Source organism: Anaerolineaceae bacterium oral taxon 439 (assembly GCA_001717545.1).
Taxonomy (GTDB): Bacteria; Chloroflexota; Anaerolineae; order Anaerolineales; family Anaerolineaceae; genus Flexilinea.
The window spans coordinates 1729546-1754996 of sequence record CP017039.1 but is presented as its reverse complement, the minus strand read 5'-3'; the positions used below and the strand labels follow the sequence as shown (position 1 = coordinate 1754996).

21 protein-coding genes are annotated in these 25451 nt (G+C 55.8%); 13 read left to right on the top strand and 8 right to left on the bottom strand.

What is annotated here, in order from left to right:
• The first annotated feature begins 79 nt into the window (after positions 1-79).
• Genes BEQ56_07925 through BEQ56_07915 form a run of 3 tightly spaced genes read left to right on the top strand, consistent with a single transcriptional unit; the run spans position 80 to position 2820 of the window.
• Positions 80-496, top strand: a complete 417-nt coding sequence (locus tag BEQ56_07925) for a hypothetical protein (GenBank protein AOH43406.1) — start codon at positions 80-82, stop codon at positions 494-496.
• 2 nt (positions 497-498) lie between these two features.
• Positions 499-1749 (top strand): hypothetical protein, encoded by a 1251-nt coding sequence (locus tag BEQ56_07920; protein ID AOH43405.1) that lies wholly within the window; start codon positions 499-501, stop codon positions 1747-1749.
• Positions 1750-1764: 15 nt separating this feature from the next.
• Complete coding sequence (locus BEQ56_07915) at positions 1765-2820, top strand: tRNA (adenosine(37)-N6)-threonylcarbamoyltransferase complex transferase subunit TsaD (protein ID AOH44464.1); 1056 nt, start codon at positions 1765-1767, stop codon at positions 2818-2820.
• A gap of 22 nt (positions 2821-2842) precedes the next feature.
• Here the strand turns inward: BEQ56_07915 and BEQ56_07910 are convergent, their stop codons facing one another.
• The 5 genes from BEQ56_07910 to BEQ56_07890 form a co-directional block, all read right to left on the bottom strand.
• A complete protein-coding gene (locus BEQ56_07910; protein AOH43404.1) occupies positions 2843-4537 on the bottom strand; it encodes a hypothetical protein in 1695 nt (564 codons plus the stop codon).
• A gap of 106 nt (positions 4538-4643) precedes the next feature.
• Positions 4644-6455 carry a hypothetical protein gene (locus tag BEQ56_07905; GenBank protein AOH43403.1) on the bottom strand — a complete coding sequence of 604 codons (1812 nt, stop codon included), beginning with the start codon at positions 6453-6455 and terminating at the stop codon, positions 4644-4646.
• Positions 6445-8208, bottom strand: coding sequence for a hypothetical protein (locus BEQ56_07900; protein AOH43402.1), 1764 nt, complete (start codon positions 8206-8208; stop codon positions 6445-6447). Before BEQ56_07900 ends, BEQ56_07905 begins: the two co-directional genes overlap by 11 nt.
• A 32-nt stretch (positions 8209-8240) precedes the next feature.
• Entirely contained in the window at positions 8241-8594 is a 354-nt protein-coding gene (locus tag BEQ56_07895) for a histidine triad nucleotide-binding protein (protein AOH43401.1), read from the bottom strand.
• The gene (locus BEQ56_07890; protein ID AOH43400.1) at positions 8591-9859 is read right to left on the bottom strand and encodes a hypothetical protein; all 1269 of its coding nucleotides are present in this window, start codon (positions 9857-9859) and stop codon (positions 8591-8593) included. The genes BEQ56_07895 and BEQ56_07890 overlap by 4 nt, the downstream gene beginning before the upstream one ends.
• Before the next feature lie 325 nt (positions 9860-10184).
• On the opposite strand from BEQ56_07890, the gene BEQ56_07885 reads away from it, so the two are divergent.
• From BEQ56_07885 to BEQ56_07840, 10 genes are all read left to right on the top strand, one after another.
• Positions 10185-11552: a hypothetical protein gene (locus BEQ56_07885; GenBank protein AOH43399.1), complete on the top strand. Its 1368-nt coding sequence runs from the start codon at positions 10185-10187 to the stop codon at positions 11550-11552.
• Entirely contained in the window at positions 11527-13173 is a 1647-nt protein-coding gene (locus tag BEQ56_07880; GenBank protein AOH43398.1) for a hypothetical protein, read from the top strand. The genes BEQ56_07885 and BEQ56_07880 overlap by 26 nt, the downstream gene beginning before the upstream one ends.
• Positions 13174-13351: 178 nt before the next feature.
• Positions 13352-14290, top strand: a complete 939-nt coding sequence (locus BEQ56_07875; protein ID AOH43397.1) for a magnesium transporter — start codon at positions 13352-13354, stop codon at positions 14288-14290.
• A 25-nt stretch (positions 14291-14315) separates the two neighbouring features.
• A complete protein-coding gene (locus BEQ56_07870) occupies positions 14316-15095 on the top strand; it encodes a 2-hydroxyhepta-2,4-diene-1,7-dioate isomerase (GenBank protein ID AOH43396.1) in 780 nt (259 codons plus the stop codon).
• Between the two features lie 390 nt (positions 15096-15485).
• Positions 15486-16244 (top strand): transcriptional regulator, encoded by a 759-nt coding sequence (locus BEQ56_07865; GenBank protein ID AOH43395.1) that lies wholly within the window; start codon positions 15486-15488, stop codon positions 16242-16244.
• A 6-nt stretch (positions 16245-16250) separates the two neighbouring features.
• Complete coding sequence (locus tag BEQ56_07860; GenBank protein AOH43394.1) at positions 16251-16745, top strand: crossover junction endodeoxyribonuclease RuvC; 495 nt, start codon at positions 16251-16253, stop codon at positions 16743-16745.
• Positions 16738-17556, top strand: coding sequence for a hypothetical protein (locus BEQ56_07855; GenBank protein ID AOH43393.1), 819 nt, complete (start codon positions 16738-16740; stop codon positions 17554-17556). The genes BEQ56_07860 and BEQ56_07855 overlap by 8 nt, the downstream gene beginning before the upstream one ends.
• A gap of 2 nt (positions 17557-17558) precedes the next feature.
• On the top strand, positions 17559-18137 hold the full coding sequence (locus tag BEQ56_07850; GenBank protein ID AOH43392.1) for a Holliday junction DNA helicase RuvA: 579 nt from the start codon (positions 17559-17561) through the stop codon (positions 18135-18137).
• Positions 18138-18166: 29 nt separating this feature from the next.
• Positions 18167-21085 (top strand): excinuclease ABC subunit A, encoded by a 2919-nt coding sequence (locus BEQ56_07845; protein AOH43391.1) that lies wholly within the window; start codon positions 18167-18169, stop codon positions 21083-21085.
• An 84-nt stretch (positions 21086-21169) separates the two neighbouring features.
• Positions 21170-21946, top strand: coding sequence for a hypothetical protein (locus BEQ56_07840; GenBank protein AOH43390.1), 777 nt, complete (start codon positions 21170-21172; stop codon positions 21944-21946).
• Positions 21947-22049: 103 nt separating this feature from the next.
• Here the strand turns inward: BEQ56_07840 and BEQ56_07835 are convergent, their stop codons facing one another.
• The 3 genes from BEQ56_07835 to BEQ56_07825 are packed head-to-tail and all read right to left on the bottom strand — an operon-like array spanning position 22050 to position 25272.
• Entirely contained in the window at positions 22050-24287 is a 2238-nt protein-coding gene (locus tag BEQ56_07835; protein AOH43389.1) for a hypothetical protein, read from the bottom strand.
• A 5-nt stretch (positions 24288-24292) separates the two neighbouring features.
• Entirely contained in the window at positions 24293-24637 is a 345-nt protein-coding gene (locus BEQ56_07830) for a hypothetical protein (protein ID AOH43388.1), read from the bottom strand.
• A gap of 38 nt (positions 24638-24675) precedes the next feature.
• Entirely contained in the window at positions 24676-25272 is a 597-nt protein-coding gene (locus BEQ56_07825; GenBank protein AOH43387.1) for a hypothetical protein, read from the bottom strand.
• Positions 25273-25451 lie beyond the last annotated feature (179 nt).

The following is a 25451-nucleotide window of genomic DNA, read 5'->3' as shown; positions in this document are numbered from 1 at the left end:
TTGCGATCGCGCGCCGCTGAACCGGCCGCAAATTATGGAAGGAGGACGCCGAGTCGCTTTGTAAGGATTATAATAGTTTTTGCTGGGGAATATGATGCGTCGGTTAAGTTCATTTTTAGTTCTGGGACTGGTTCTCGCGGTCCTGTCGGCATACGCGCTGGTATGGCTGGTGACGGAGCGGCTCCCGGAGCTGCCGGAGCGCGGTCTGATGTATTTTCTGGTCATTACGTTTTTTACCGGGGCTGCGCTTCCGCTTCTTGGATGGCTTTACCGGACGTTTTCCCCGACGGACGAAATCGACAGCGTCTCGGTCGTTCGCGAATCGCTCGCGGTCGGGATCGTCGCGGCGGTTCTGCTCTGGTTCCAGGTTGGACGGGCGCTGACGCCGGCGGTAATTTTTATGACGGTCGGCGGGTTTGTCATGATTGAACTTCTGCTGCGCATGAGCGACTTATTGAATAAAAATAATATAAAAGATACAGACGAAGAGGATTAACAATGAAAGCTGAATTAGCTGCGATATTGGAAGGGTACGGATTGGACGCGGTCGTCGTCGCGGGGATGAGCTCGCATAATCCGTCGATGAATTACTTTACCGGTTCAAATATGTTTACCAAGGCGTATGTGGTGATTCCGCGCGGCGGGGAGCCGATCCTGTTTTATCGGACGATGGAACGGGACACGGCGGCGAAAACCGGGATGAAAAGAATGGGGATTGAAACGCTTCCCGGGGGCGAGATTCTCGGATCGGACGGGAGCCCGGTTCGGAACGGCGAGGCGGCGACGCTCCGTCGGGTCCTGATCGCGGCGGGAGTCGAACGGGGAACGGTCGCGTTTTCCGGCCGCTTTGAATTCGGCGCGTTTTTCGCCGCGGTCGAGGCGTTTCGTAAGGCGTTTCCGGAGTATACTGTCGACGCTGAGCTTGGCGATAAAGCTTTGGCGGATGCCCGTTATCAGAAGGACGAAAGCGAGCTGGCGGCGATCCGCTCGATGGGCGAGGTCGTCACGGGGATCGTGGAAAAAATTAACACGTTTATCCGGGAATGCCGTGTTAAGGACGGCAAGCTGGTAACGCGGAGCGGCGAGCCGGTTCGAATCGGCGAAATCAAGCGCATGATCAATCTCATGCTGACCGAGGCTGGCGCCGAAAATCCGGAAGGAACGATTTTTTCGATTGGCCGCGACGCCGGCGTTCCGCATAACGCCGGGAACGACGAAGCTCAGGTTGAGGCCGGAAAGACGATTGTCTTTGACTTTTTCCCCTGTCGGGAGAGCGGGTATTTTTTCGATTTTACGCGAACCTGGTATATCGGAACGCCGCCTCAATGGCTGCAGGAGGCGTATGACCGCGTCAGGCAGGTGCATCATGAAATCGTGGCGTTCGCGAAGGCGGGGAAGATCGCTTCCGAGCTGCAGGATAAAACGTGCGACCTGTTTGAAGAGATGGGGTACGAGACGATCCGGAAGGACGCGAAGTGTACGAACGGGTACGTTCATTCGGTGGGCCATGGGCTGGGGCTGAACGTGCATGAACCGCCGTTTATGCGCGGAAAAGATCCGAAGTCGTCGGAGCTTCGCCCCGGGACCGTTTTCACGATCGAACCGGGGCTGTATTTCCCGGACGGGGACGTTCCGTTCGGGATCCGGTTAGAAGATACCTTCTATATCGACGAGAACGGCGACGCGCGCTATTTCGCTCCCTACCCGTATCAGCTCGGGATCGACGTCCCGCCGTATGAGACGGCCTGAGAAATGATCAGCGGCATGAACAGGCCTTCAGTCCGTATTTTAGCGATCGAATCCTCCTGCGACGAAACGGCGGCGGCGGTCGTCGTGGACGGACGGCGGATTTTATCAAACGTCGTCGCGTCGCAAATCGAGCTTCATCAGCAATTCGGCGGCGTTTTCCCGGAGCTTGCCTCGCGTCAGCATGTCGTCGTCATATCGGCCGTGATTAAAGAAGCGATGCAGAAGGCGCACCTGAATTATAACGAGCTGGACGCGGTCGCGGTAACCCGCGGTCCCGGGCTCGCCGGTTCGCTTGTCGTAGGGATCAACGCGGCGAAGGGGCTGTCGCTCGCGACCGGGAAGCCGTTAATTGGCGTTAATCATCTTGAGGGCCATATCTATTCGGCATGGCTCCTCAACGAGGGAGAAAACACGTCCGCGGAGCCGGAGTTCCCCTTGATCGTTCTTCTCGTTTCCGGGGGGCATTCCGAGATCGTTTTTGTCCGCGATCACCTGCGATACGAGCGGCTGGGGGGGACGTTGGACGACGCCGCCGGCGAGGCGTTCGATAAGTCGGCGCGGCTGATCGGACTTCCGTACCCGGGCGGCCCGTCGATTCAGGCGGCGGCGAAAGGCGGAAATCCGGCGGCGTTCCGCTTCCCCAGGGCGAAGCTCGATAACCCGTTCGATTTTTCGTTCAGCGGTCTGAAAACGTCCGTGCTGCGAACGGTTCAGGGCCTGTCGGCGGCGACGGAAGAAGGAAAGGAAGCGAAGCTCCCGGTCGCCGACCTGGCGGCCAGCTTCCAGCGTACGATCGCCGATACACTTTTCAGGAAAACGATTGAGGCGGCGAAAATAAAACGGGCGAAAGCGATTGTCGTCGCCGGCGGCGTCTCGGCGAACGCCGAAGTCCGCGCGCTCTTCGAGAGCCAGCGCGATTTCCCGGTTTTTATCCCGAAATTGAAGTATTGCACGGATAACGCGGCGATGATTGGCGCGGCTGGTTACCAGCGTTATCAGAAGAAGCTTTTTGAGGCTGAGGATTTCGACGTGCTGCCGACGTGGCCGCTGTCGCGGGTTTCGATCGCGTAAGCGCGCGTTCGACGGATCATTTTTATCTTGTGCTGCGCGGTTTGGGCGTTGGCGTCTGCGTTGGGACGTACGCCGGACCGCGATGGATCAGGCTGGAGACATCGGCGGATGAGTTGGCGATTACGATAGCTGAATGCCGTTTCAGGTAGCCGACGTAAGGCCCGATCCCGTATTCGGCGTGCCAGCCGTCGAGCGTAAACGGGAGGATCCCCCCCGCCGAGACCCATTCGCCGTTATATTTCCGCGCGATATGAACGTGCGTACCGGTCGAGCGTCCCCCGTCGCAGGAGGGATGGCCGAGGTAATCTCCCGTTTTGACGACCGTCCCGATAGGCGGGATGGACGTGGTCAGCAGGTGCAGAAAGAGGAGGTTCCAGCCGGTCCGTTCGCTTCCGTCGCCGTCGAGGTCAAGGATGACCAACCCGGTCGCGGTTCGAACGACGGTTCCGTCCGCGGGCGCTACGACCCAGAGATCCGACGGCGTGCAGCCGGTTTTCGAGGAGGGGGGCGCGAAATCGAGCGCGGCGTAAGGCTGGCTTGATCCCCAGGCGGCGTGCGGCCCTCCGGTATACGCCCAGCTTTGGTTGTCTTCGAACGGGAGGCGGAGCTCCGGCTGGGTCAGGCTGCCTTCTATCGTGACCGCGTCCGGCGGGATCTCGCCCCAGAGCGTTTCGTACGTCCGGCGGAAGCCGTCGGGGCCAATCGCCCTGAAGAAGGCGTCCGGTTCCAGGACGCGCGAAAAGTATTGCATCAGCGCGATCGACGCGGCGTTCTGCCATGGGTCGGCCCAGTAATATTGACCGTCTCGTAGCTCGTACGTCAGCATCCTTCCCTCGCGGTACTCGTAAAACGCGGCGTTCAGGTAATCGGCGAGGCGATTATACTGGGCGTTAAGCGATTGCGAATTGACGCCGGGGAACCCGAAAACGCCGGTCAGTTTCTGTTCCGCCGGCTGACGGGGTTCGCTCAGCGCGCCAGTCAGATATTCCAGAATAGCCAGCAGTAATTTCGGGCTGATCGAATAGTCATCGGCGATCGATTGAACGATTTCGCCGCCGCGGCGGCTCCGCTGGCTGACATACGCTGAATAATATTTAAACCAGCCCGGCTTTCGGTCGACTTCTGCGCGTGGGTTGAAGCCGACGTCGTACGGTCCATAGCCGAAAAGCGCGTCGGGGAGGATCTGATATGCGCTTCCCCATGGGTTCCGATAGTGGATCGGAATTTTCATCGGGAATCCGGGCGGCATCGTCGTCGCGTCGGCCGGGATGATCGGATTATTGCGCATGATTTCATCCGAGGTCGTGTTGAACCGTGCGGCCAACGCCGGGACGGTATCGCCGGGCTGCGCGACATAATCGACGAGTTCGCCGGGAAGATAACGGGGCCGCTGCGCGAAGGTATAGGTTTCGTCGCCGCTTGACGCAGCGTCGCCCTGAATCAGGAGTCCGGGGTCGATTGCTCTGGACGGGTTGTTTTGCTCGATGAAACGGAACGGTTCGATCAGGATTTCTATTGTATCGTCGGCGCCGGGAGGGGCCGGTTCTTCCGGACGCGGCGGGGTTGGCTCAACCGCTCCCGGAGGCGTCGGTTCAAGCGGCGCTGGCGTCGGCGGGCTGATCGGGGTGCAGCCCGTCAGGATCAACCCGCAAAGAACGAGCCTGAGAAGGGTGCGGATTGGACGATTTGGATAAAAAACGGGGCTTGATAATTTCATAGCGAATTAATCCTACCATGCATAGGCGATCGCTTCGTAAAGGAAAGGAACGATCCGGTCCGAGAAATACGCGCGGGGGTTTCCGCTCGCCTCCGTAGGCGGTCGCTTAGAAGTAGACCAGCGATTCACCTGATCCATATGGGTTCGCGACCGAAATTTCGTTATTCCGGATGAGTCCGCCGAGGTACGGAACCGGACCGTTGTACGGGATCCAGCCGCTCAGGTTAAACGGGAGCGGCCCTGCCGCGGAAATCCATTCCCCGTTATATTTTCGCGCCAGATGCAGGTGCGATCCGGTCGCGTTCCCCCCTTCGCAGGAAGGATGACCGATAGGATCGCCGGCATGGAGGACGGTCCCGACCGGGACTTTCTCGGCGGTCGCGACATGCAGATACAGGTAGACCCAGCCGGTTTGTTCGTTGAAATCAGAATCGGCGTCAACGATGACGACGCCGACGCCGACGCGCGTCACGACGCCGTCCGTCGCCGCGCGGACCCAGCGATCCGACCTGGCGCAGCCGGTTTCCGACGATGGCGGTGCGAAATCGAGCGCTCCCCAAGGCGTTCCCGTGCTCCAGACTGGATGCGGCCCGCCGGTCAGCGCCCAGCGTTCGCCGGGCGTAAAGGGAAGCGTAATAACCGGGACCTCGAGGTCGGCGTTGAGCCCGATCCCGCGCGGGTCGGCGGTATCCCAAACGTTGCCGAAAATAGAGGTGAAGACGCTGAGAAAGCCGGTTTCAGCGTAGATCGCCGCGTCGAGGTCCTGCCAGTCATACAGCTGCGCGAACAGGTATTGAATCGCGACCGATCCAGCGTTCAAGGAAGGTTCAAAATAGATTGGCTGAATCGGTTTTGGGTTCCGGTAATAGGGAATTTCGCTGAGCGTTCCCCCGCGCCAACCGTAGTATCCGGCGGAAAGCGTGTTCGCCGCCCAGGCTACTTGCTTGTAAAGTCCTTTGTTAGCGGTTTCATGCCACCCTACCGGATAATCGCGTTCGGCGGCGCCGTTCGGCTCGCCGAAAAGCCAGTGGCTCCGGAACTCGATCAGCGCCAGCAGGATCATCGGGTTGATCGAATAATCCTGAGCGACCTGCCTGACGATTTCGATTCCGGAACGCGTCCCGGTCGAAGTTTCTTCCGTGTAGCGGGCTAAGAAACCGTCCGCTTTCAGGATTTCGTTTTCGATATCATAATTTGAAGCGGTTGACGCGAAAACAATGTATTCGTCCGGGAGAATTTTAACCGCTGATTCGTACTGCCGGTCTGACGGCGATTCGACGAATAACGTCAGGTTTGGATTCAGGAAGCGCGAACCGGGAATCGGGAAGAGCGCCGAAATTCGTTCCGGCGCGGTCCCGAAGCGCGCGGCGACGTTTTGAAGCGTGTCGCCGTTTTGGGTGATGTAGATTTTTCGTTCGCTCCTGGCAAGGTCCAGATCGGGGAGCGGCGTTGCGGTTGGCGGAATGGTCGCTTCGCTTTGAGCGAAATGTTCCGCGCCGGGAACGAGGAAGGGATCGTCCGGGACGGGAGACAGGTAAATCGGCTCCGAGGTAATACTCAAGTCGGAGGGAAAAACGTTCCGCGGCGTTCCCGTTGGGCGTGGAACGGCGGCCGGCGGGTCGAACGCGATAATCGGGATCGCGGTTTCGGTCGGCGGAATCGGATCGGGCGAAACCGCGGCCGCAGCGGTCGGGCGCGGCGTCAGGGTCGGGCTCGGGCCGCTCGCGATCGACGCCGCGGACCGCGTCTCGTAGAAGGGCCGTTCGGTTTCCCGGCTGATTTTCGTGAGTTCATAGCGAATTGCCGCCTGCGTCAGGCGTTCGGGCGACGACGCGACCCGGGTCATCCGACAGCCGGCGGTCGCCCCCAGGCACATTAAACCGATCAGCGTCAGCGCGGCTCGCTGTTTAACGGTCAATCCGGTTCGCATCGTTCTGATAGTACCATGCCTCGACGACCTGATCGCCGTTGACTAAATATCCGTCGTATACCGTACCGGTCGAAAAAGCTTCGAATCCGCTGAGGACGAGCGGATTCGCCCCGTCGATCTGGATCCATTGCCCGTTATAACGGCGCGCGAAATGAAGATGCGTTCCGGAAGAGAAGCCCCCTTCGCAGGAAGCGTAACCGATGGGGTCGCCCTGACGGACGCGCGCGTTTAAGGCGACGCGATCCTTCGATCCGACGTGAAGATACAAATGCGTCCAACCGGTCCGGGCGTCGCCGTCCATATCCAGATCGACGACAACGAGCCCCGCGTCGGAATAAACGACGAGGCCGTCCGCGGCCGCCGTGACCGGATACGAGCTGGCGCTGCAGCCGATCGCGTCGCCGGGAACGAAATCGATCGCGCTCCAGGGCGAGCCCGACGCCCAGCCGTAGTGCGGCCCGGAAGAAAAGAACCATTCGTCCTCCGCCCTGAACGGGAGCGCTGATTCCGGCTCCGATTCGGGCGGGTCGTGAAGACTGAGCTCCGCGTCGGAGAACGTCCCGAAAAGCGATTCGAACGTTGCGCGGAAGCCGTCGGGACCGATCGCGTTGATCCAGTCTTCACGCCCGTAAAGCTTCGAGAATAAGTATTGGAGCGCCGCGGTTCCGGCGTTTACCGACGGATCGACGGCGACGACGCTGTCGTCCGCTAATATCCACTGGTTAATGCGGTTGTTCTTCCATTGATAATAGCCAAAATTGAGCGTGTTCGCCGCCCAGGAAAGCTGATGATCCAGCGAGGTCCGCCAGCCCAACGCGCCGATATAATCCTCGATCAGGAAGCGCCTGGGGGGATCGTTCGTAATCGTCTGCGACTGGTATTCCAGGAGCGCGATCAGGATTCGCGGGTTAACCGCGTTTTCGAGCGCGACTTCGTTCAGGATTTCGAGACCGCCGCGCGCGTTGAAAACCGGGGTCGGCAGGACCGGATCGTCGGGTTCCGCGGTTGGATAAGGGGTCGGCGTCGGTTCGATATAATTCGTCAGCAGGTTTTCCGGATAGTCGGATAAAAATGTCTCCGGGTTAAACGTCGACGGCCCGTCGACGATTTCCCGGTCGGGGACGATCGCGGAGCCGATCGAAAGCGCTTCCGGTTCAACCGCAGGAATGATCAGCGTCTGCCCGATCTGGATCAGCTCCGGATTGGCGAGATTGTTCCGATCCTGAATCGCGGAAACCGGAACCTGATAAACGTTGGCGATCGCCGCGACGGAATCGCCGGAAACGACTGTGTAAGTGATGTCTTCGGTCCGCGGCGTCGGAATCGATTCGAGGCGGAAAACCGGATGCGTCGGACGACGGCCGTTCCGATTATAGACGCCGCCGTCGGCGAGAGCCTCCTGAACGGCGGTGGTCTGATCGCTTCCATCTTTGTTTTCTGCCGCAGGTTTCGGCGTCGACGTCGGTATCAGCGTCGGCTCTGCGTTCGGATCGTCGGTCCTGAGCGGGATCAGGATGACCGCCGCTTCGTTTTGACCTGCCGCGGTCTCCGGGACCGGGATCGCGGAAGGCGTCGGCGTTTCGGCGGCGGTTGGAGCCGCCGCGGTCAGCGTCTGAATCGAATGGCTCAGGTCGAGCGTCGCGATCTGGCTTTCCGGCTGCCTGAACAGGGCGCAGCCGGAGGCAGCGAGCAGGAAGCAGCCAGCCAGAATCAGCGCAAAGCGGTTCCACAGCAGTTTCATTCGATTCGCAGCCTGAAATCGGGACGATCCGTTTAAACGTCGAGTCCGAGCTTCCGTCCGCCCAGGACGTGAAAATGCAGGTGGCGTACCGATTGGCCGCCATCCTCGCCGATATTGGTCAGGACGCGGTATCCGCTTTCGCTGACGCCGGTCTTCTCCGCGATCTTCCTGCAGGCAAAGAGCAGTTCGGCTAACAGCTCCCGGTCTTCATTCCCGGCGGCGTGCAGCGATGGAAGATGTTTCTTCGGGATAACGAGAACATGAACCGGGGCCTTCGGGGACGCGTCGTTAAACGCGATCGCTGATTCGTTTTCATAGACGACGTCCGCGGGGATTTCTCCGGCGGCGATTTTACAGAAAATACAGTTCGGATCTTTTTCGCTCATGGTGTCTCCTTGAGTGGGCCTGACGAAGGCGCGCAAACAATATTATAATAGGCGATTTCGGTTTCCCGATTCGCGTAGATGTAATCCTGAGCCGCTTTGCTGAGCTGGCGGACGGTATCGATATGGTAGCTTCCGTCGGTGTTCCAGTAGCGGGGGATGACGAAAAGCGGGTCCTGTTTCCCGTCGGGCAAGAAGGACGGGCGCGTCGGGTCGCTTTCGTCGACCAGCGGAACCCAGTTGTACATGACCGGACCGCGCGGATTGACGGTGAAGCCGACTTTATATCCGGCTTCTTTGGCGATTTCGATCGGACGGAAACCGAAATTCCCGCCGGGCCAGATAATCCCGATCGGCTTTTTCCCGAAGTATTCCTGGATTTTATCGACAGAGCCCTGAAGCTCGCCGTAGAGGAACTCGTCGGTCGACGCGTCGCTCATCGTGATATTATGAATAACGCCATGCGCCTGATGGTCGACGTAGCCTTCCTGTTCTACCTTCTGGTTCTCGGCCCAGAGGTCGGCGCCCGTGTCCGGGGCGCTGATCCAGCCGTTGACGACGCGCCAGCCGTATTTCTCATAGTAAGGCTTGAAATGATCCCGCCAGTAGCCTTCGCGATGACGGTCGTCCGAAATAATCAGCGCGGAGCGTTCCGGAATATAATCGTTGTTGTACATGAAGTTGACAAACTGCGTCATGTCGATCGCTTCGAAGCCCTGCGCTTTGAGATCTTCCATGAACTGGTTATGCTTTTCAGCGGTGACCTGATTATCAAAGCTGACGCTCGAATCGTCGCCTTTGACGATCGAATGATACATGACGACCATGACGGCGGTTCCGGGAGCTGCTTTTCCGGCGTCCCAGCGATTTTTCAGGAACGTGCAGACGTCTTTTTCATACGTATGCGGAACGTCGAGCGGGTTCAGCAATTCGGAGACGAAAATTTCCGGGAGCTCCGGCGGCTTCTGGTTGGGGTCGGCGGTCGGAGGCGCCGCGGTTTCGGTCGGGCCGGGCGTCGGCGTCGGCGGCTCCTGAGTCGGGAGCTCGCTGAGAACCTGCGCCTGCGCGGTGGACATCAGGTCGGCTTCGGCGAGGGCTTCCGTTCCGCTCGCGGTGGTTGGCGGCGTGACGTTGGCCGGCGGCAGGTTGCAGCCGGCAGCGACCAGCAGCGCAGCGCCGAAGGTCAGGAGCAACCGAACGCCCGGGAGACCCGGACGCCGGTTCCGCGCTGACGAACCTTTGGGCGAAGAAGTTTGAAGTAAATTCATCCTGTTTTTCCTCGCCCTAATTATAAAGAGGTTTCCGGCGTTTTTGGCGATCCGATTTGAATCGATTTTCCCCTTGACAAGGCGATGGATTTAGCTATACTTAAATTAGTTGTAGATATGTTTTGCGACGGAAATATGGAAAGGAGGTTTATCATGTTGACGTTTGAAGATGTTGCTCGTTCTTATAATTGCGAGACTTCAGATGGTAATGCATGCAACGAATGTTTAATTCCGAAATAGTTATTAATTACTGTTAATTTTGCTTGCTCGGCCATCTCTTACAGTTGCAAGTAACGTATGGCCGAGCAGGAATAAGGAGTTTGGTATGGCTCTGTCAATTAAATGGGATTGTACTTATAAATGCAATCTTTTTTGTTCATATTGTATAAATGGAGATTTGCTTGGGAATTTCGACAATGAAATAGATGCAAATCGACTAGATGTAATTTTGCGCGATATTGAATCACATTATGAAGTCTCCTCAATGCATTTATTGGGCGGCGAGCCAACCACTCGAAAAGATTTTTTTGAAATTCTTCAAGTATTAGAGATGCATAAGATTTCTTTTGGTTTTAATACAAATGCAATAAAATTGAATGATAATTTCATATCCAATTTAATGAATTTTAACTTTCTTCATGATGTTACTATTAGTTTGGATGGCCCTAACTCTCAGGTCAATGATAGCATAAGAGGAAGAAATGTTTTCAATAAAATAATTGCTGCTGTTAAAATACTCAATAAAGCAAAAGCAAAAAATAACAAGAATATATTATTAGTTATTAATACTGTATTATCGAAAGATAATTCGCATTTAATAAATGAAATCATAGATTTATCTCTAGAATTAAAAGCTAATCAGCTGAATTTTCTGCAACTAATCGAATCTGGGAATGCGAAGGGTAACGGTAAGTCGCTATCCCAAGAAGAAATTTTCACTGCAATTAACGTAATTGCAGATCGATATCCTGACTTGAAAGATAAACTGTCAATTGTTCCAAAATTTGTAATGCCACTTGCATATGACTATTCTAAAATTGTTTTAAATAAGGATTTCCCGAAAGTCAGACATGGATGTGGCGCTGGTATTAATTTTGCTTTTTTAGATAATAGAGGCAGGTTATTTGCTTGTGATAGATTGTATGTTGGGGAAATAGATAAATGTTCTTTCGAAATTTCGCCCGAAAATCATTTCGATGCTGTTTGGGATAGGCAAGAAAATGGGCTTCCTTTTGCAATTATGGAAAGTGATGCTTATATGAATCTGGAGCCATGCAAGGATTGCGGTTATTTTAAGAGCGAATGCTTTCCGTGTCCTCTTTCTTGTAAAGGTGTTCATCGGGTCATAGAATGTGAGAGATATTTAAATAGTATTAATGCAAAAAAATATAATAATATATACTGGAATGCAATTTGCCGTATCGCAAATCCCGAATCAAATGTATATATTATTGTAAATACAAAGAATTTAGCAACGATAAAACTAAATTCTATGAGTTATAAGATATTTAATATTCTGAAAAAAAGTAAGGCTAGCTCAAATAATGAAATTTTACATATTTCGCGCGAGCTTAATGTTTGTGTCAATGAAATATATAAGCTTATAGATTACTTGGAAGAAAAGGGCTTTATTAAAACTGGTCAGGAAGTATTTATGCGGTGTGACGATGAACTCCTGGCGGAAGCTGCTTAAAATCCAATCCTATATCGGGCCGTACCGGCTGCGGCGGTATTACGTGACGGGTCTCTGCGGATTGGAAATTATCGTGGGATCGGTCCTGCCGGCGCTTTTCGGAAACCTGGTTACGAAGGTTCAGGAGCTCGAACCGCTGGCGGCGATCCTTCGGTACGGCGCGTTTCTTTTCGCTCTCGGGATTCTCGATATCTTATTGGACGTCTGGCAGAGTTACGAATGGCATTCGTTCAGCGTCGAATATGGCGATTATTTTCGCTTGCGGATGATGGAATGCGCTTTCCGGAAAAGCCCGGCGCTGATCCGGGAGAAGCAGAAGGACCTGCATTCCCGGATCCTGAACGACGGCGCGGTCGTCGCAGGGAAGATCGGGGTCGGGTTCCCGATGCTGACGCTGAATATCCTCCGGATCGCTTTGGTCCTTGGGTTCATGACGACGATCTCGCTGCGGTTATCGTTCGTGATCCTGGCGGTCGTTCCGGTCTACGTGGTCTTCCTGCAGTCCACCCAGCGGCAGATCCAGACGAACAGCCGGAAGGAGCGGGAAGCTTTTTCCGATCTCAACGCGGGGATCCGGGAAATCCTGTACGGCTTTTTCCAGATCAGAATTTTTCAGCGGGAGCCGTTTTTCCTGAAAAGGATTGAAGATCAGACGGACGGTTTCGAGACCTGTTCAAAATCGATCAAACGATACACGGCTTTTTCGGAGGGCATCGGGAAATTGTTTACGACGCTCCTCCCGATCATCATCCTGATCCTGGGGTCGGTCGAGGTCGCGTCGGGGCGAATGACGCTCGGGAATCTTTTTTCGTTCTATTTTTACCTGAGCTTCCTTTACGAGCCGATGAATAATCTCGCGGATTATTTTACGTCACTTCAGGTCGCGTTAGGCGTAGTCGACCGCGTTTTAGAATTTTTAGAACCCGAACCGGCGGAAGAAAGCGATCGCGGCGAAAAAATCGAGTCCGTTCAGGAAATCCGGTTGGAAGGCCTGTCCTTCTCTTATGCGCCGGGTTCGCCGGTCCTCGATCATTTTTCGCTCGCGCTCCGGAAAGGGGACATCGTCGGTGTCATCGGCGCGTCGGGAAGCGGAAAAACGACGCTCGCGGAAATCCTGATGAAGCTGCATGACGCATATTCCGGCTCGATTCAGATCAACGGGAGCGAGCTTCGCGAGATCAGCCGCGATTCGTTTTATCGGAGGCTCTCCTATATCGACCAGTCGCCGTTTATTTTTCAGGGAACGCTGAAAGAAAACATTGCGTTTGACGATGACGAACCGGATAAACTCCGGCGCGTCCTGCGGGACGTTCAGCTGGATGGGTTTCAGGACGCTGATCCGGAGGTTTTCCGGATCGACGACATGGGTCAGAATCTTTCCGGCGGCGAAAAACAGCGGATCGCGCTGGCCCGCGCGCTGTATAAGGACGCCGATTTCCTGATCCTCGACGAATTTACGTCTGCGCTGGACGAGGCGACGGAGGGCGAGATTATCTCTAAACTGAAAGAAAACATTGCCAAAGATAGAATTATCCTCATGATTACGCATCGGAAAGCGCCGCTGCGAATCTGCAGTCATGTGGTCGAGCTGAGCTCCGTTCCTGCGCCCGCTCTGGATTAATGGGCGGCCCAGTCGTTCACAGCGGCGGAAATCTCCTGACGGAGCGGCCCTTTTCTATTGTCTGAGCATGATGTTTTCACGCATGAAACCCATCCATTTAACGTTGTCAAACTATCGCCGGTCGAGTAGAATTATTTTGTTGTCTGAAAAAAGATTAGAACGATAAGGGTGGTAGAACATGCTCAGTTATTATAAGAATCAGGATTACGATTTGGAAAAAATTGACGAGCCTGTCGCGAATTGTTGGATTAACGCGGTAGCGCCTACCCCCGACGAGAAAAAGCTCCTGGTCAGTCTGGGGATTCCGCTCGATTATATTACCTACGCGCTCGACGCCGACGAGCGGTCCCGCGTTGAAGAGGAGGACGACGGGACGATCCTGATCGTCATTCGCGTTCCGCATTATGTCGGATCGGACGAATCGGTCCCGTATATTACGATCCCGTTGGGAATTATTATCGTTGATAAGTATATCGTGACGATCAGCGCGACAGAATCGGAAATTATTTCGATCTTTGAACTGGGTCAGGCGGCGAAAATTTCGACGACGAAACGCAACCGGTTTGCGCTTCGGATCCTGATGCGCGCGACCGTGAGTTTTCTGGATGACGTTCGTGAGATGTCGAAAGTTTTGGATGATCTGGAAGGTAAGCTTTATGCCTCGATGCGCAATACGGAGTTGCTGGCGCTGCTCCAGTATCAGAAATGCTACGTCTACTTTGCGCAGGCGTTGAAGCAGAACGAACTTGCGCTGTACCGTTTATCCAAGTATGAAAAAATCAGGCGCTTTGACGAAGACGTCGAGTTGCTGGAGGATATTCTGGTCGAAAATACGCAGGCGATCGACATGACGAATATTACTTCGTCAATCTTAGCCAACCTGATGGACGCGTACGCTTCGGTCATTTCGAACAACCTGAACGTTGTGATGAAGCTGCTGGCGTCGGTGACGATCATCCTGAGTATCCCGAATATCATATCCGGCTTTTTTGGGATGAACGTTAATTTCGCCCCGATCATTCAGCATAACCCGAACATGCCGACGATCCTGGCGGTTGTGACGTTGGCCGTTACGCTGGCGGTCGTCGTTCTCTTCTATCGTAAGGATTGGTTTTAGACAGCGGAATGATCTGAGGTGCAAAATGCGCTTTATTCGCTACGTGGAAAATAACGAATCAACGGTTCGGATCGGCTGGATCTATCAGGATTGGGTCGGCGAGATCGAAGGGAACATGTTTACCGAATATCGCCGCGCGGAAGCCAGGACGCCGCTCGAAAAGGTGCGGCTGTTAGCGCCGATCCTTCCGGGAAAAATTATCGGCGTCGGCTGGAACTACGTCGATCATGCGAAGGAGTTCGACCGTCCGCTTCCGGAGGTTCCGACGGTTTTCCTGAAACCGGTCAGCGCGGTGATCGGGACGGGCGAAGGGGTCGTTCTGCCGCCGATCGCGGCGCAGGTGGAACATGAAAGCGAGCTGGCGATCGTTATCGGGCGACGCGCGAAGAACGTTTTAGCCGAAACGGCGAAATCGTATATTTTCGGATATACGATCGGAAACGATATTACCGCGCGCGATTTGCAGAAGAAGGACGATACCTGGGCGCGTGCGAAGGGCTTCGATACGTTCTGCCCGCTGGGCCCATGGATCGAGACCGAATTCGAGCCCGCGGACGCGATGATCAGCTGCAGCGTGAATTCCAACCTTCGGCAGATGGCCTCGACGCGCGACATGATTTTCCCGGTGAATTCGCTGATCGCGTATATTTCGTCGATCATGACGCTGGAGCCCGGGGATGTGATCCTGACCGGGACGCCGGCGGGACCGGCGAAGCTCGAATCGGGCGATATTATTGAAGCGTCGATCGAGGGAATCGGACGGCTGGTCAATCCGGTCGTATCAGGCCCAACCGCGGCGATCTGACGAATTGCCGCGGTTCGTATCGTAAAAATTGCCGCTTGCCCTGTGAACATCCGGTTATACAAAGCTAAAGAGGCCATCAGCTTCGCGTGCGCTCCGATCGCTTTCGCTCTCGCCTGATTCAGCAGCAGAATCTTATCGCAGAGTTTCGCCGAAGAAAGCCTGGAAGATCGCGCCGCTGTCCGGTTGATAAAACCCGATCAGCAGTCCGGCTAAGGTCATTTTTCCGCCCCGCCGTCTCTGTCCGCATGAATCCTATAAATTCTCCAAAGGTTGGCGGTCCGGCCCGTTTTTCAGTATAATTATAGCGCTTATTTCTTAGAAAATGAGTTCGGCGCAAAACCGATCTGAAAAACTTAAGTCTGATTCTTAATTATTTGAGAGGATTAAACTATGTCCGGACATTCACATTGGGCTACGATTAAACGAAAGAAAGGCGCGGGGGACGCGAAGCGCGGTCAGTTATTTACGAAGCTGGCTAAAGAGATTACGTTGGCAGCGCGGGAAGGCGGCGGCGACGCCAATACGAATTTCAAGCTGCGGCTGAGTATCGACAAGGCGCGTTCGAATAACATGCCGAAGGACAGCATCGATCGCGCTATCAAACGCGGGACCGGCGAATCCAAGGACGGCGTCGAATTTACCAACACGGTTTACGAAGGGTACGGTCCGAAGGGCTCGGCGCTGATTATCGAGTGTGTCACGGAGAATAAGAATCGGACGGTCGCTGACGTCAGGCACCAGCTTTCCCGGTCGGGCGGTTCGCTCGGCGAATCGGGGTCGGTCGCCTGGCAGTTTACCCAGCGCGCGTTCTTCCTCCTGACTGGCGACGATCTGGATTTCGATCGGGTTTTTGAGCTGGCGCTCGAAAACGGCGGCGACGATATCGAGGAATCCGACGATGGGATCGAGATTTTAGCGCCGGTCGAGAATTTCAAGATTCTTTCCGACGCGCTGCTGAAAGCGAACCTGCATATCGAAGAAGCTCAGCTGAAGATGATCCCGAATACGCCGGTGGATTTATCGCTTGAGGACACGCTGCAGGTTCTGCGCTGCGTCGAATCGCTGGAGGATATGGACGACGTCCAGACGGTTTATCACAACCTGACTATTTCTGACGAGGTTTACGCCGCGCTGGAATCCGATAATTAATTTCGGATGATATTTCTGGGAATAGACCCCGGGACGGCGCTGACCGGTTATGGCTTCGTAACTCAGGACGCGGATGGGAGTCTGTCGGCGATTGACTATGGCGTGATCGCAACCGGGGCGCACGAAAAGCCGGAGTACCGGCTGAAAACGCTGTACGAGTCGTTATCCCGGAAAATACTTCTCCATCAACCCCAATACGGCGCGGTGGAGAAGTTGTTTTTTCGGCGAAACGTCACGACGGCGATTTCGGTCGGACAGGCGCGCGGCGTGATTCTCCTGAGCTTCGCTCAGGCAAAGCTTCCTTTAGCCGAGTTTACGCCGATGGAAATCAAGCAGTCGGTCGTCGGCTACGGCGGCGCAGAGAAGAAACAGGTTCAGCTGATGGTCAGGGCGATTTTGAACCTTGATCAGGTCCCGAAGCCGGACGACGCGGCGGACGCGTTGGCGGTCGCGATATGCTGTGCGCATAGTTATCGTTTTTTGGAGGTCATGAATGGATAACGTTTTCATTCAGAGCCCCGGCAACGCCCGGATTAAAGAGATTCGCAGGCTTCGAGAGCGAAAATACCTGAAGGATTCGCCGCTTTTTTATATGGAGGGAACACGGATCGTTGGCGAGGCGTTCCGCGCCGATCCCTGCGCTGTTGAAACGCTGATCGTTGCGCCGGAGCTGATTCGAAGCGATTTTGCGGCGGATCTGGTCGGCGAGGCGGCTGAAAATGGGATTGAAGTTTTAACGCTGAGCGCGGCTGCGTTCGGATCCATCTCGATCAAGGAAAATCCGCAGGGAATCGCGGCGCTCGGGCGTAAGCGATCGGCTTCCTTCGCGGATTTAGCGATCGAACCGGGACTGTATCTGGCGCTGAATTCGGTCGCGGATCCCGGGAATCTGGGAACGATGATCCGGACGGCGGACGCGGTGGACTGCCGTGGGGTTTTCCTGATCGGCGATTCGGTCAGCCCGTACGATATCGGCGCGATCCGCGGATCGATGGGCGCTGTTTTTACCCAGAAGATCGTGACGGCCGCGTACGGCGCGTTTTTAGACTGGAAACGGGAAAATGGGATCCGCCTGATCGGGACGGACGACAGCGCGGCGTCGGATTATCTGGAGGTTGATATACCCGATACCGCGATCGTCATGATGGGGTCGGAACGGGAAGGCCTGACCGGAGCGCAGATCGCTGACTGCGACGCGGTCGCGCGGATCCCGATGCTGCGGAGCTGCGACTCGCTGAATCTGGCGGTGGCGGCGGGCGTCATGCTGTATCAGGCGTATAACGTTCAGCGGGGCTATCATTTAAGAAAGTAACTATGATCGCGAGTATTCAGGGAATCGTTCAGCGGAAGAAAAAAGATTCGATTGTCGTCTCGGTTCAGGGTCTGGGCCTGCAGGTATTCGCTCCGATCGAGACGATTTCGAACGCTGAAATTGGAAAAGAGCTGTTTTTATTTACTGCGTTTATCGTTCGGCAGGACGCAATGCTGCTGTTCGGGTTTACGACCGAAGAGGAGCTGGAATATTTTGAGCTCCTGATCGGCGCGAACGGCGTCGGTCCGAAAATGGCGCTGGCGATCCTGTCGACGTTGAATCCTGCGGCGATCCGGCGAGCGGTCGCGAGCGAGGAGGCGGGATTGCTTTCGCGCGTTCCGGGCGTGGGAAAAAAAACGGCGCAGAAGATCCTGCTCCATCTTCAAGGGAAGGTTCCGGCGGAAAGCGGCGCGTTTTCGGAGAACGTTCCTTCGAGCGCGGTCGATTTCGAGGTCGTAGAAGCGCTGACAGCGCTTGGCTACAGTCTGGTTCAGGCGCAGGCCGCCGTCCAGTCGATCCCGAAGGATACGCCCGGGACGGTCGAGGACCGGATTCGCGCTGCGCTTCAATCGTTCGGATAATTCGCGGATAGGAAACGATAAAAGAGTTTATGACTGATTTGAATACCATTCGCGTCATCGGGGCGCGGACGCATAATCTGAAAAATATTACTGTCGAGATCCCACGCGAAAAACTCGTCGTTATTACCGGTCTTTCCGGGTCGGGAAAATCGTCGCTGGCGTTCGATACGATTTTCGCCGAGGGTCAGCGGCGCTACGTCGAATCGCTTTCTTCTTACGCGCGTCAATTTCTGGGACAGATGGATAAACCGGATGTCGACGCGATCGAAGGACTTTCGCCGGCGGTTTCGATCGATCAGAAAGGAACGAACCGCAACCCGCGCTCGACGGTCGGCACGATTACCGAAATTTACGATTATTTGCGGCTGCTTTTCGCTCGGGTCGGCGTTCCGCATTGTCCCGAATGCGGCAGGGAGGTTTTCAAGCAGACTTCCGACGAGATCATCGCGCAGATTGAAAAATTCCCGAACGGGACGCGTCTCCTGATTCTCGCGCCGGTCGTTCGCGCGCGGAAGGGAACGTATCAGGTCGTCTTAGACGAGATTCGCAAAGGTGGTTTCGTCCGCGTCCGGATCGACGGGACGATTTATTCGCTCGACGAAGAAATCACGCTCGATCGCTATAAAAAGCATACGATCGAAGCCGTCGTCGATCGGATCGTTATCCGCGCGGCTGAGTCCGACGAGGAAGCGGCGCAGAACCGAACGCGGCTGGCGGATTCGGTTGAAACCGCGCTGAAGGTTGGGGAAGGCTATATGACGGTCTGCGACCTGACGCAGGAGCCTCCCGTCGACCACGCGTTCTCCGAATTTTTAGCCTGCCCGGTCCATGGGATTTCGATCCCGGAGATTGAACCGAGTTCGTTTTCGTTTAATACGCCGAACGGCGCGTGTCCCGAATGCCAGGGGTTGGGATTCAAGCAGGAAATCGATCCGGATTTAATCGTTCCGGATCGCAGTCTTTCGCTTCAGGACGGGGCGATCCGTGTTCTTGAATGGCACGCGGGGTCGAACGGCGACATGTCGTACACCTGGCAGGAGCTGCAAGCGGTCGCGGCGGCGTACGCATTCGACCTGACGACGCCGTTCGGTAAGCTGACAAAGGAACAGCAGAACGTCATCCTTTTCGGCTCGAAGGCGCGGAAAATAAAAATGCAGTTTTCAGGGAGAAACAACCGCGTTTCTTCGATCGAAGCGCCGTTCGAAGGCGTTATCCCCAACCTGGAGCGGCGTTTCCGCGAGACGAATTCTGAATGGATCCGGACGCGGATTGCCGATTTCATGGCGGTCAGGCCCTGTCCGCATTGCGGTGGGAAACGGCTCTGCCCTTCGTCGTTAGCGGTCACGGTTAAGAATACGAATATCATCGAAGTCACGGAACAGAACGTCGCCGAATCGTACCGCTGGATTTCCGAGATCGAGAAGGATCATGAAATGTTCTCCGACAGGGAACATCAGATCGCGGATAAGATTTTTAAAGAGATTCATAACCGGCTCGAGTTTCTTGTCAACGTCGGGCTTGATTACCTGACGCTGGACCGATCCGCGGGGACGCTTTCCGGCGGCGAGGCGCAGCGGATCCGGCTGGCGACGCAGATCGGTTCGCGGCTGATGGGCGTCCTGTACGTCCTGGACGAGCCGTCGATCGGGCTCCATCCGCGCGATAACGATAAATTGCTGATGACGCTGAAACAGCTTCGCGACCAGGGCAATACCGTTCTGGTCGTGGAGCATGACGCCGATACGATCGAAGCGGCGGATTGGATCGTCGATATCGGCCCGGGCGCGGGCGTCAACGGCGGAAATGTCGTCGCCTCGGGGCCGCTGACGTCAATTTTGGCGCATGAGGATTCGTTGACCGCCGATTATATTACCGGGCGGAAGGTCGTTCCCGTTCCGGCGCGTCTCCGCGAAGGACATGGGAAATCGCTTTGGATCATTGGAGCGGCGGAAAACAACCTCAAAAACATCGACGTCGAAATTCCGCTGGGAAAGCTGGTCTGTATTACCGGATCGTCGGGAAGCGGAAAGTCGACGCTGATGAACGATATTTTATATAACGTTCTGGCGCGCGATTTGAACCATGCGAAAACGACGCCGGGTAAATTTAAGAAGATCGAAGGGATTTCCTATCTTGATAAGGTTATCGACATCGATCAATCTCCGATCGGACGGACGCCGCGATCGAACCCCGGGACGTATACCGGCGTTTTCGACGAAATCCGGAAGCTGTTTGCCGGGCTGCCGGAAAGTAATCTGCGCGGGTATTCGGCGGGGCGGTTTTCGTTCAATGTTCATGGCGGACGGTGCGAGGCCTGCGAAGGGCAGGGCGTGACCAAGATCGAGATGCATTTCCTGCCGGATATTTTCGTTGAATGCGACGTTTGTCATGGGAAGCGGTTTAATAATGAAACGCTTCAGGTCAAATATAAAGGGAAAAATATCGCTGACGTTTTGGATATGACGATCGACGAGGGGATTGAATTTTTTGACGCTTTCGAACCGATCAGGAATAAACTCCGCGTTCTTCAGGAGGTTGGACTGGGCTATATCCGGATCGGTCAGGCCGGAACGACGCTCTCCGGCGGCGAGGCGCAGCGGGTCAAATTAGCGAAAGAGCTGTCGAAGCGGGCGACCGGACGGACGCTGTATGTTCTTGACGAGCCGTCGGTCGGGCTGCATGCCGCCGACGTACACCGGCTGGTCGACGTGCTGGATCAGCTGGTCGACGCAGGGAATTCCGTTTTGATCATCGAGCACAACCTGGATATTATTAAAGTCGCGGATTACATTATCGATCTGGGCCCCGAGGGCGGGGTTCGCGGCGGAGAGGTTGTCGCGACCGGAACGCCCGACGAAGTCGCGGCTGTCGAAAGATCGTATACAGGGCAGTATTTGCGCGAGACGCTTCGGAAGACACGCGAGCTGATGAAGGCGAACGCGCGCTGACCGGTTGGCAAACTGCCTGCAATTGTGTAAAATATACGAAGAGAAAGCGAATCGGGGGCCCCGATTGAACGAAAGGACGCGGACATGGCGAGACGAAACAACCCACAATATGTAATCAAGTCGTATAAGAAGAAACGAAAACTTCTGCCTTTTATTATCTGGGGTCTGGCGGGGATTATTTTTGCCAGCGGCGTATTGTTGATTTACTTCTGGTTCATGGGCGGAAATTCTTCCGTGAACCCGGAGACGGGGATAAGCGCGGAAGCGACGCCCGGGAGCGGGTTCAGTTTTAATCCGATTCGGATGATCTCTGATTTGTTCGCGTCCCCGACGCCGACGCCGACGGAAACGCCGACGATGACGCCGACCGTTCCGACCTCGACGCCGACGATTACGCCGACGGAGACGATGACGCCGACGGTAACGATGACGCCGACGCCGGAAGGTCCGCAGATGTACACGGTTGAAGAGGGCGATAATTGCTGGTATATCGCGACCGAAAAATTCAAGGTCCCGATGGACGTTTTCCTGGCGATCAACGGATTTACGATGCTGAATTGTTCCGTGTCTCCGGGGCAGGAGATTATTATTCCGGGACCGGATACCGAGCTTCCGACGGAGACGCCGATCGCGTTGAGCCAGTACAGCGCCGGACAGCAGATCGAGTATGAAGTTAAGCTGAATGATTCGCTGCGGGAAATTGTCTCGAACTTTAACTCAACGTTCGAAGAAGTTATCCAATTGAATAAGCTTGAGGACGAGAACGCCGTGCTGCGCGCCGGTCAGGTCCTGCTGATTCCGGTGAATCTGGTAACGCCGACGCCGACGCCGGTCCCAACGTTTACGCAGATTCCCGAATAAGCTTTCGCCGGGACCCGAAACGACAAGGCCGTGTCTTCCAGTCTGTAGAAGACACGGTTTTTCTTTAATGTAGGTATGCGGGTAAGCGCTGCTGCCGCGAAGTTTACACACCCTCGAAGCGCAGCTGCAATGAATTATTTGCGTAGTCGCTGAGATCTTTCGCTTTAATGCCGAATGGCCAAAGAACCGAGCCGACCGCGCGGGCTAGCAGCTCGCGGTATTTCGGACGGTCGATCGGTTCGGGCGGATATTGCTCGATCGGCTGATCCCAGTTATAAACGCCGGATTCGCTTTCAACGAACAGGAACCGCACCTTTTGCCCCGGCGCCGTGCGTTTCCCGGTTCGTTCCTGAAGCTGCATCGCGGCGCGGACGGCGGCGGTCGGCGATTTATACGCTTCGGGCTCGCGGCTGATCCGAATCGTCAGGATCAATTCCTCGATCGCGACGTTCCCTTCGTTCAGGCAATTCAGCGCGTCGACGAAAATCCGGAAAGCTTTCGGGAGCAGGTCGGAAATCTGCCGAACGTCCCAGGCGGAGGCGAGAACGTTCAGGATCTGTTTCTGGACGCCGGCGACCCAGGGCGGGCTGTCATGCCGGCGGAGTTCCAGCCCGCGGATTTTCAGGCTCCCGTCCTGAAAACAGCCAAAATATCGATTCGGAACGGGAACGCGGTCGTTCGCGCGCGACGGCAGGAACGCGACCCATCGATAAATCCCGTCCAACGAGATCAGCAACCGCGTCTGGCGGGAGATTTCGGCGAGGACGTCGTCGAAATCCGCGACCGTTCGGCAGCCGGGCTTCGCGATCCAAAGCGCGTCTACGTACATATGCAGCACGCGGAAACCCATCGATTCGCAGACCTGCTTCGCGCGCATCAGGACCTCGCGCCCGCCGGCCGTTACCGCTTCGTGCGCTTCGATCCGTCCGAACCGCGCGTTTTTATAGCCGAGAAACCCAAAGCAGACGACCAGCAGCCATTTCAGCGCGGAAGCCCGGGCGGCGTAACTTTTCCAGAGCGCTCCGTGTTTATCGGGGATCGTCAGGAGCTTATGTTTCAGTTCAACGCGTTTTTCATACAGCGGTTTCAGCGTCGCAGGGACGACGCCCAGTTCCGGCGACGCCGCTTCCAGTCCGTCCGGGAGCGGAATCTCCGGCGAGATATTGCTGTTGATAATAATCGCGGGGTACATCGAGGTGAAATCGAGCTGCGCGACGTTGGTATGAAAGCCGGTGACCGGCTGATAGATGAGCCCGCCGCGGTCGGAACGGATGAGCTCGGGGCCGGTTTTAATCGTTTCGACCTGCTGCTTCTGCTCCGGGACAAGGATCCCGCGTTCGAGCGCGGTCAGCATCTGCATCGCGGAGATTCCGGAACCCGACGAAGCGCGGGCGGCCTGTTCGATCGGGAGCACGGTTACGCGGGCGGTTTCGATCGTCCCGTCCAGCCCGTAATCTTTCCAGAGAAGTGTGTTTTGCGTATCGATATGGCAGCGTCCAAAAAGATGCGCTTCACAGCTGCGGTAAATAACCTGCCCATAGGAGAAATAGCTGGTTTCTTTTTTTTTCTGGACCCCGCGTTCGGGATCGCGGCTGATCACGAGCTTTTCCGCCGGCGCGGCGTCCGCACGCTCGTTTTCTACGTCGAGCAGGAAGGGAAACAGCCAGTCGTCGCCATTTTGCGTCAGGATCAGGTCGGGATCCTGCGCGGCGATGGCCTGATTCAGCGCTGGAATAATTTTTTTCCGCTCGGCGAGCCTGACGCGCTGCGGACGGGTTCCGGCCGTTTCGATCCGAAGAAAGCGCGGCGCTTCCTGCGCCGGGTTACGGTCGGGTTCGATCGTCATGACGCGTAGGGGCGGCAGGACCGGCGCGACGTCCCAGCGCGAATTCAGGATACGGATCGTTTCCAGCGTCCGGCTTTCCTTTTCATAACGCAGCTCGCAGTACGCCAGCGGGAACGTTCCGTATCGGGCGGCGTGATGAATCTGGACAGGGAGATCGGTGTTGTAGAACGTCAGCTCGGCGTAGCGTTTTTTGAGCCGGCGGAAGAGCGCCGCCTGCCGCGTCGGATTATCGGTCCATATTTCTAAAGCGCAGATCGGATCCGGTTTGAAAACGTCCTGCTTGACGGCGCGGCTGAGTTTCAGTACGCCCGGCGCGTTTCGCAGCTCAAGGCAGCATTGATGGAGCCGGTCCGTCGCGCCGGCGAGGTAAAACGCGACTTGAAACGGCTGCCGGAACATTCGGCGCGTTCCGTCTTCAAGGATGAACCAGAGGCGGACGCCGTCGTTTTCATCTTCATAAAGATCCAGAAGCCAGCCCCGGGAGGTCTCGTTCATTCCGGTCAGTCCTCCGCGTCTCCGAGCGAGGCGATCAGGGATTGAATATCGGTCGAAATCGGGAGTTCGCGTTCCTGCGGCGCTTCGATTCCGAGCCTTGCGCAGAGTTCCGAAACCTTCGCTTCCGATCGGACCAGTTTCTTATACGTTTCGATCAGCATACTGATCAGAAAGATATCCATCGGATACAGGTTGGCGGCGTAAGAGGCTTCGGCGATATGCAGCCTGGAAAGATCCAGCAATTCGCTTAAACAGCGCTGATCTTCGCGCCGCAGCGCGCGTGCAAAACGCGCTAACGCTTTCTCTTCTTCATACCAGGTTTGTGACGCGGATCGGATCGTTCTTCCCATTTTCTTTCCTCCTCAGTGTCCAGAAGTTGTCTTTTTATTTAGAATAACGGTAGCTGGTCCGCGGGCGGTTCCCGGACCCGTTCGCCGTCCCGCGCTTCGCTCCGCTCATCCAGTTGGATAAATCCTGTTGACAGCCGCGTCAGCCCGTTCCAGAGGGCGGCGCGTTCCGCCGTGGCTTCGCCGGGCGGGCTGACGCTGACGATAACGAAATTTTGCGCCGCGATCGTTTTCAGGTGATCCTGCGTATCGCGGAACAGGCGGCCGATCTCAGACGTGCCGACACTTTCGTCAAAAAACGTCGCGAGAAGATCCAGGACCAGGATTGGCGTCCGCGCCAGGTCGCGGCTGTTCCTGAGCAGCGCTTCCGCCTGATAACAGGTAAACGCGCGCGACAGGAGGACGCGGCTCATCACCGCGGCCGGATCCGGCGTCAGGCCGCGCAGCGTTTTCGCGATCCGGTACATGTCGCCGCGATTTCCGCAGTCGAGGATTCGGACGGTCCGGTTCAGCGCGAGATGCGCGGCCAGCTGCAGCAGCGGCGTCCCGGCCGCATGCGGGCCGGAAATGGTGTATAATCCTGATTGCCGGTCGGACGGAAGCGGAAGCTGCGGTTGGATAGCGGCGAGCGGTTTCATATTTCAAATTATAGAACTTTAATTCTATATTGTCAAGGGTTTTTGGTCGCGCGTTTGCGCTTTTTTTTGTGTTTAATCGGCTGTCATCAGTTCTGCGGTTCCAGTTGACATTCCTGCCAGCCAGGTTATAATCATTACAAGTTAGAAGTTATTCTATCGTGTCGATCGCAGTCAGTAAT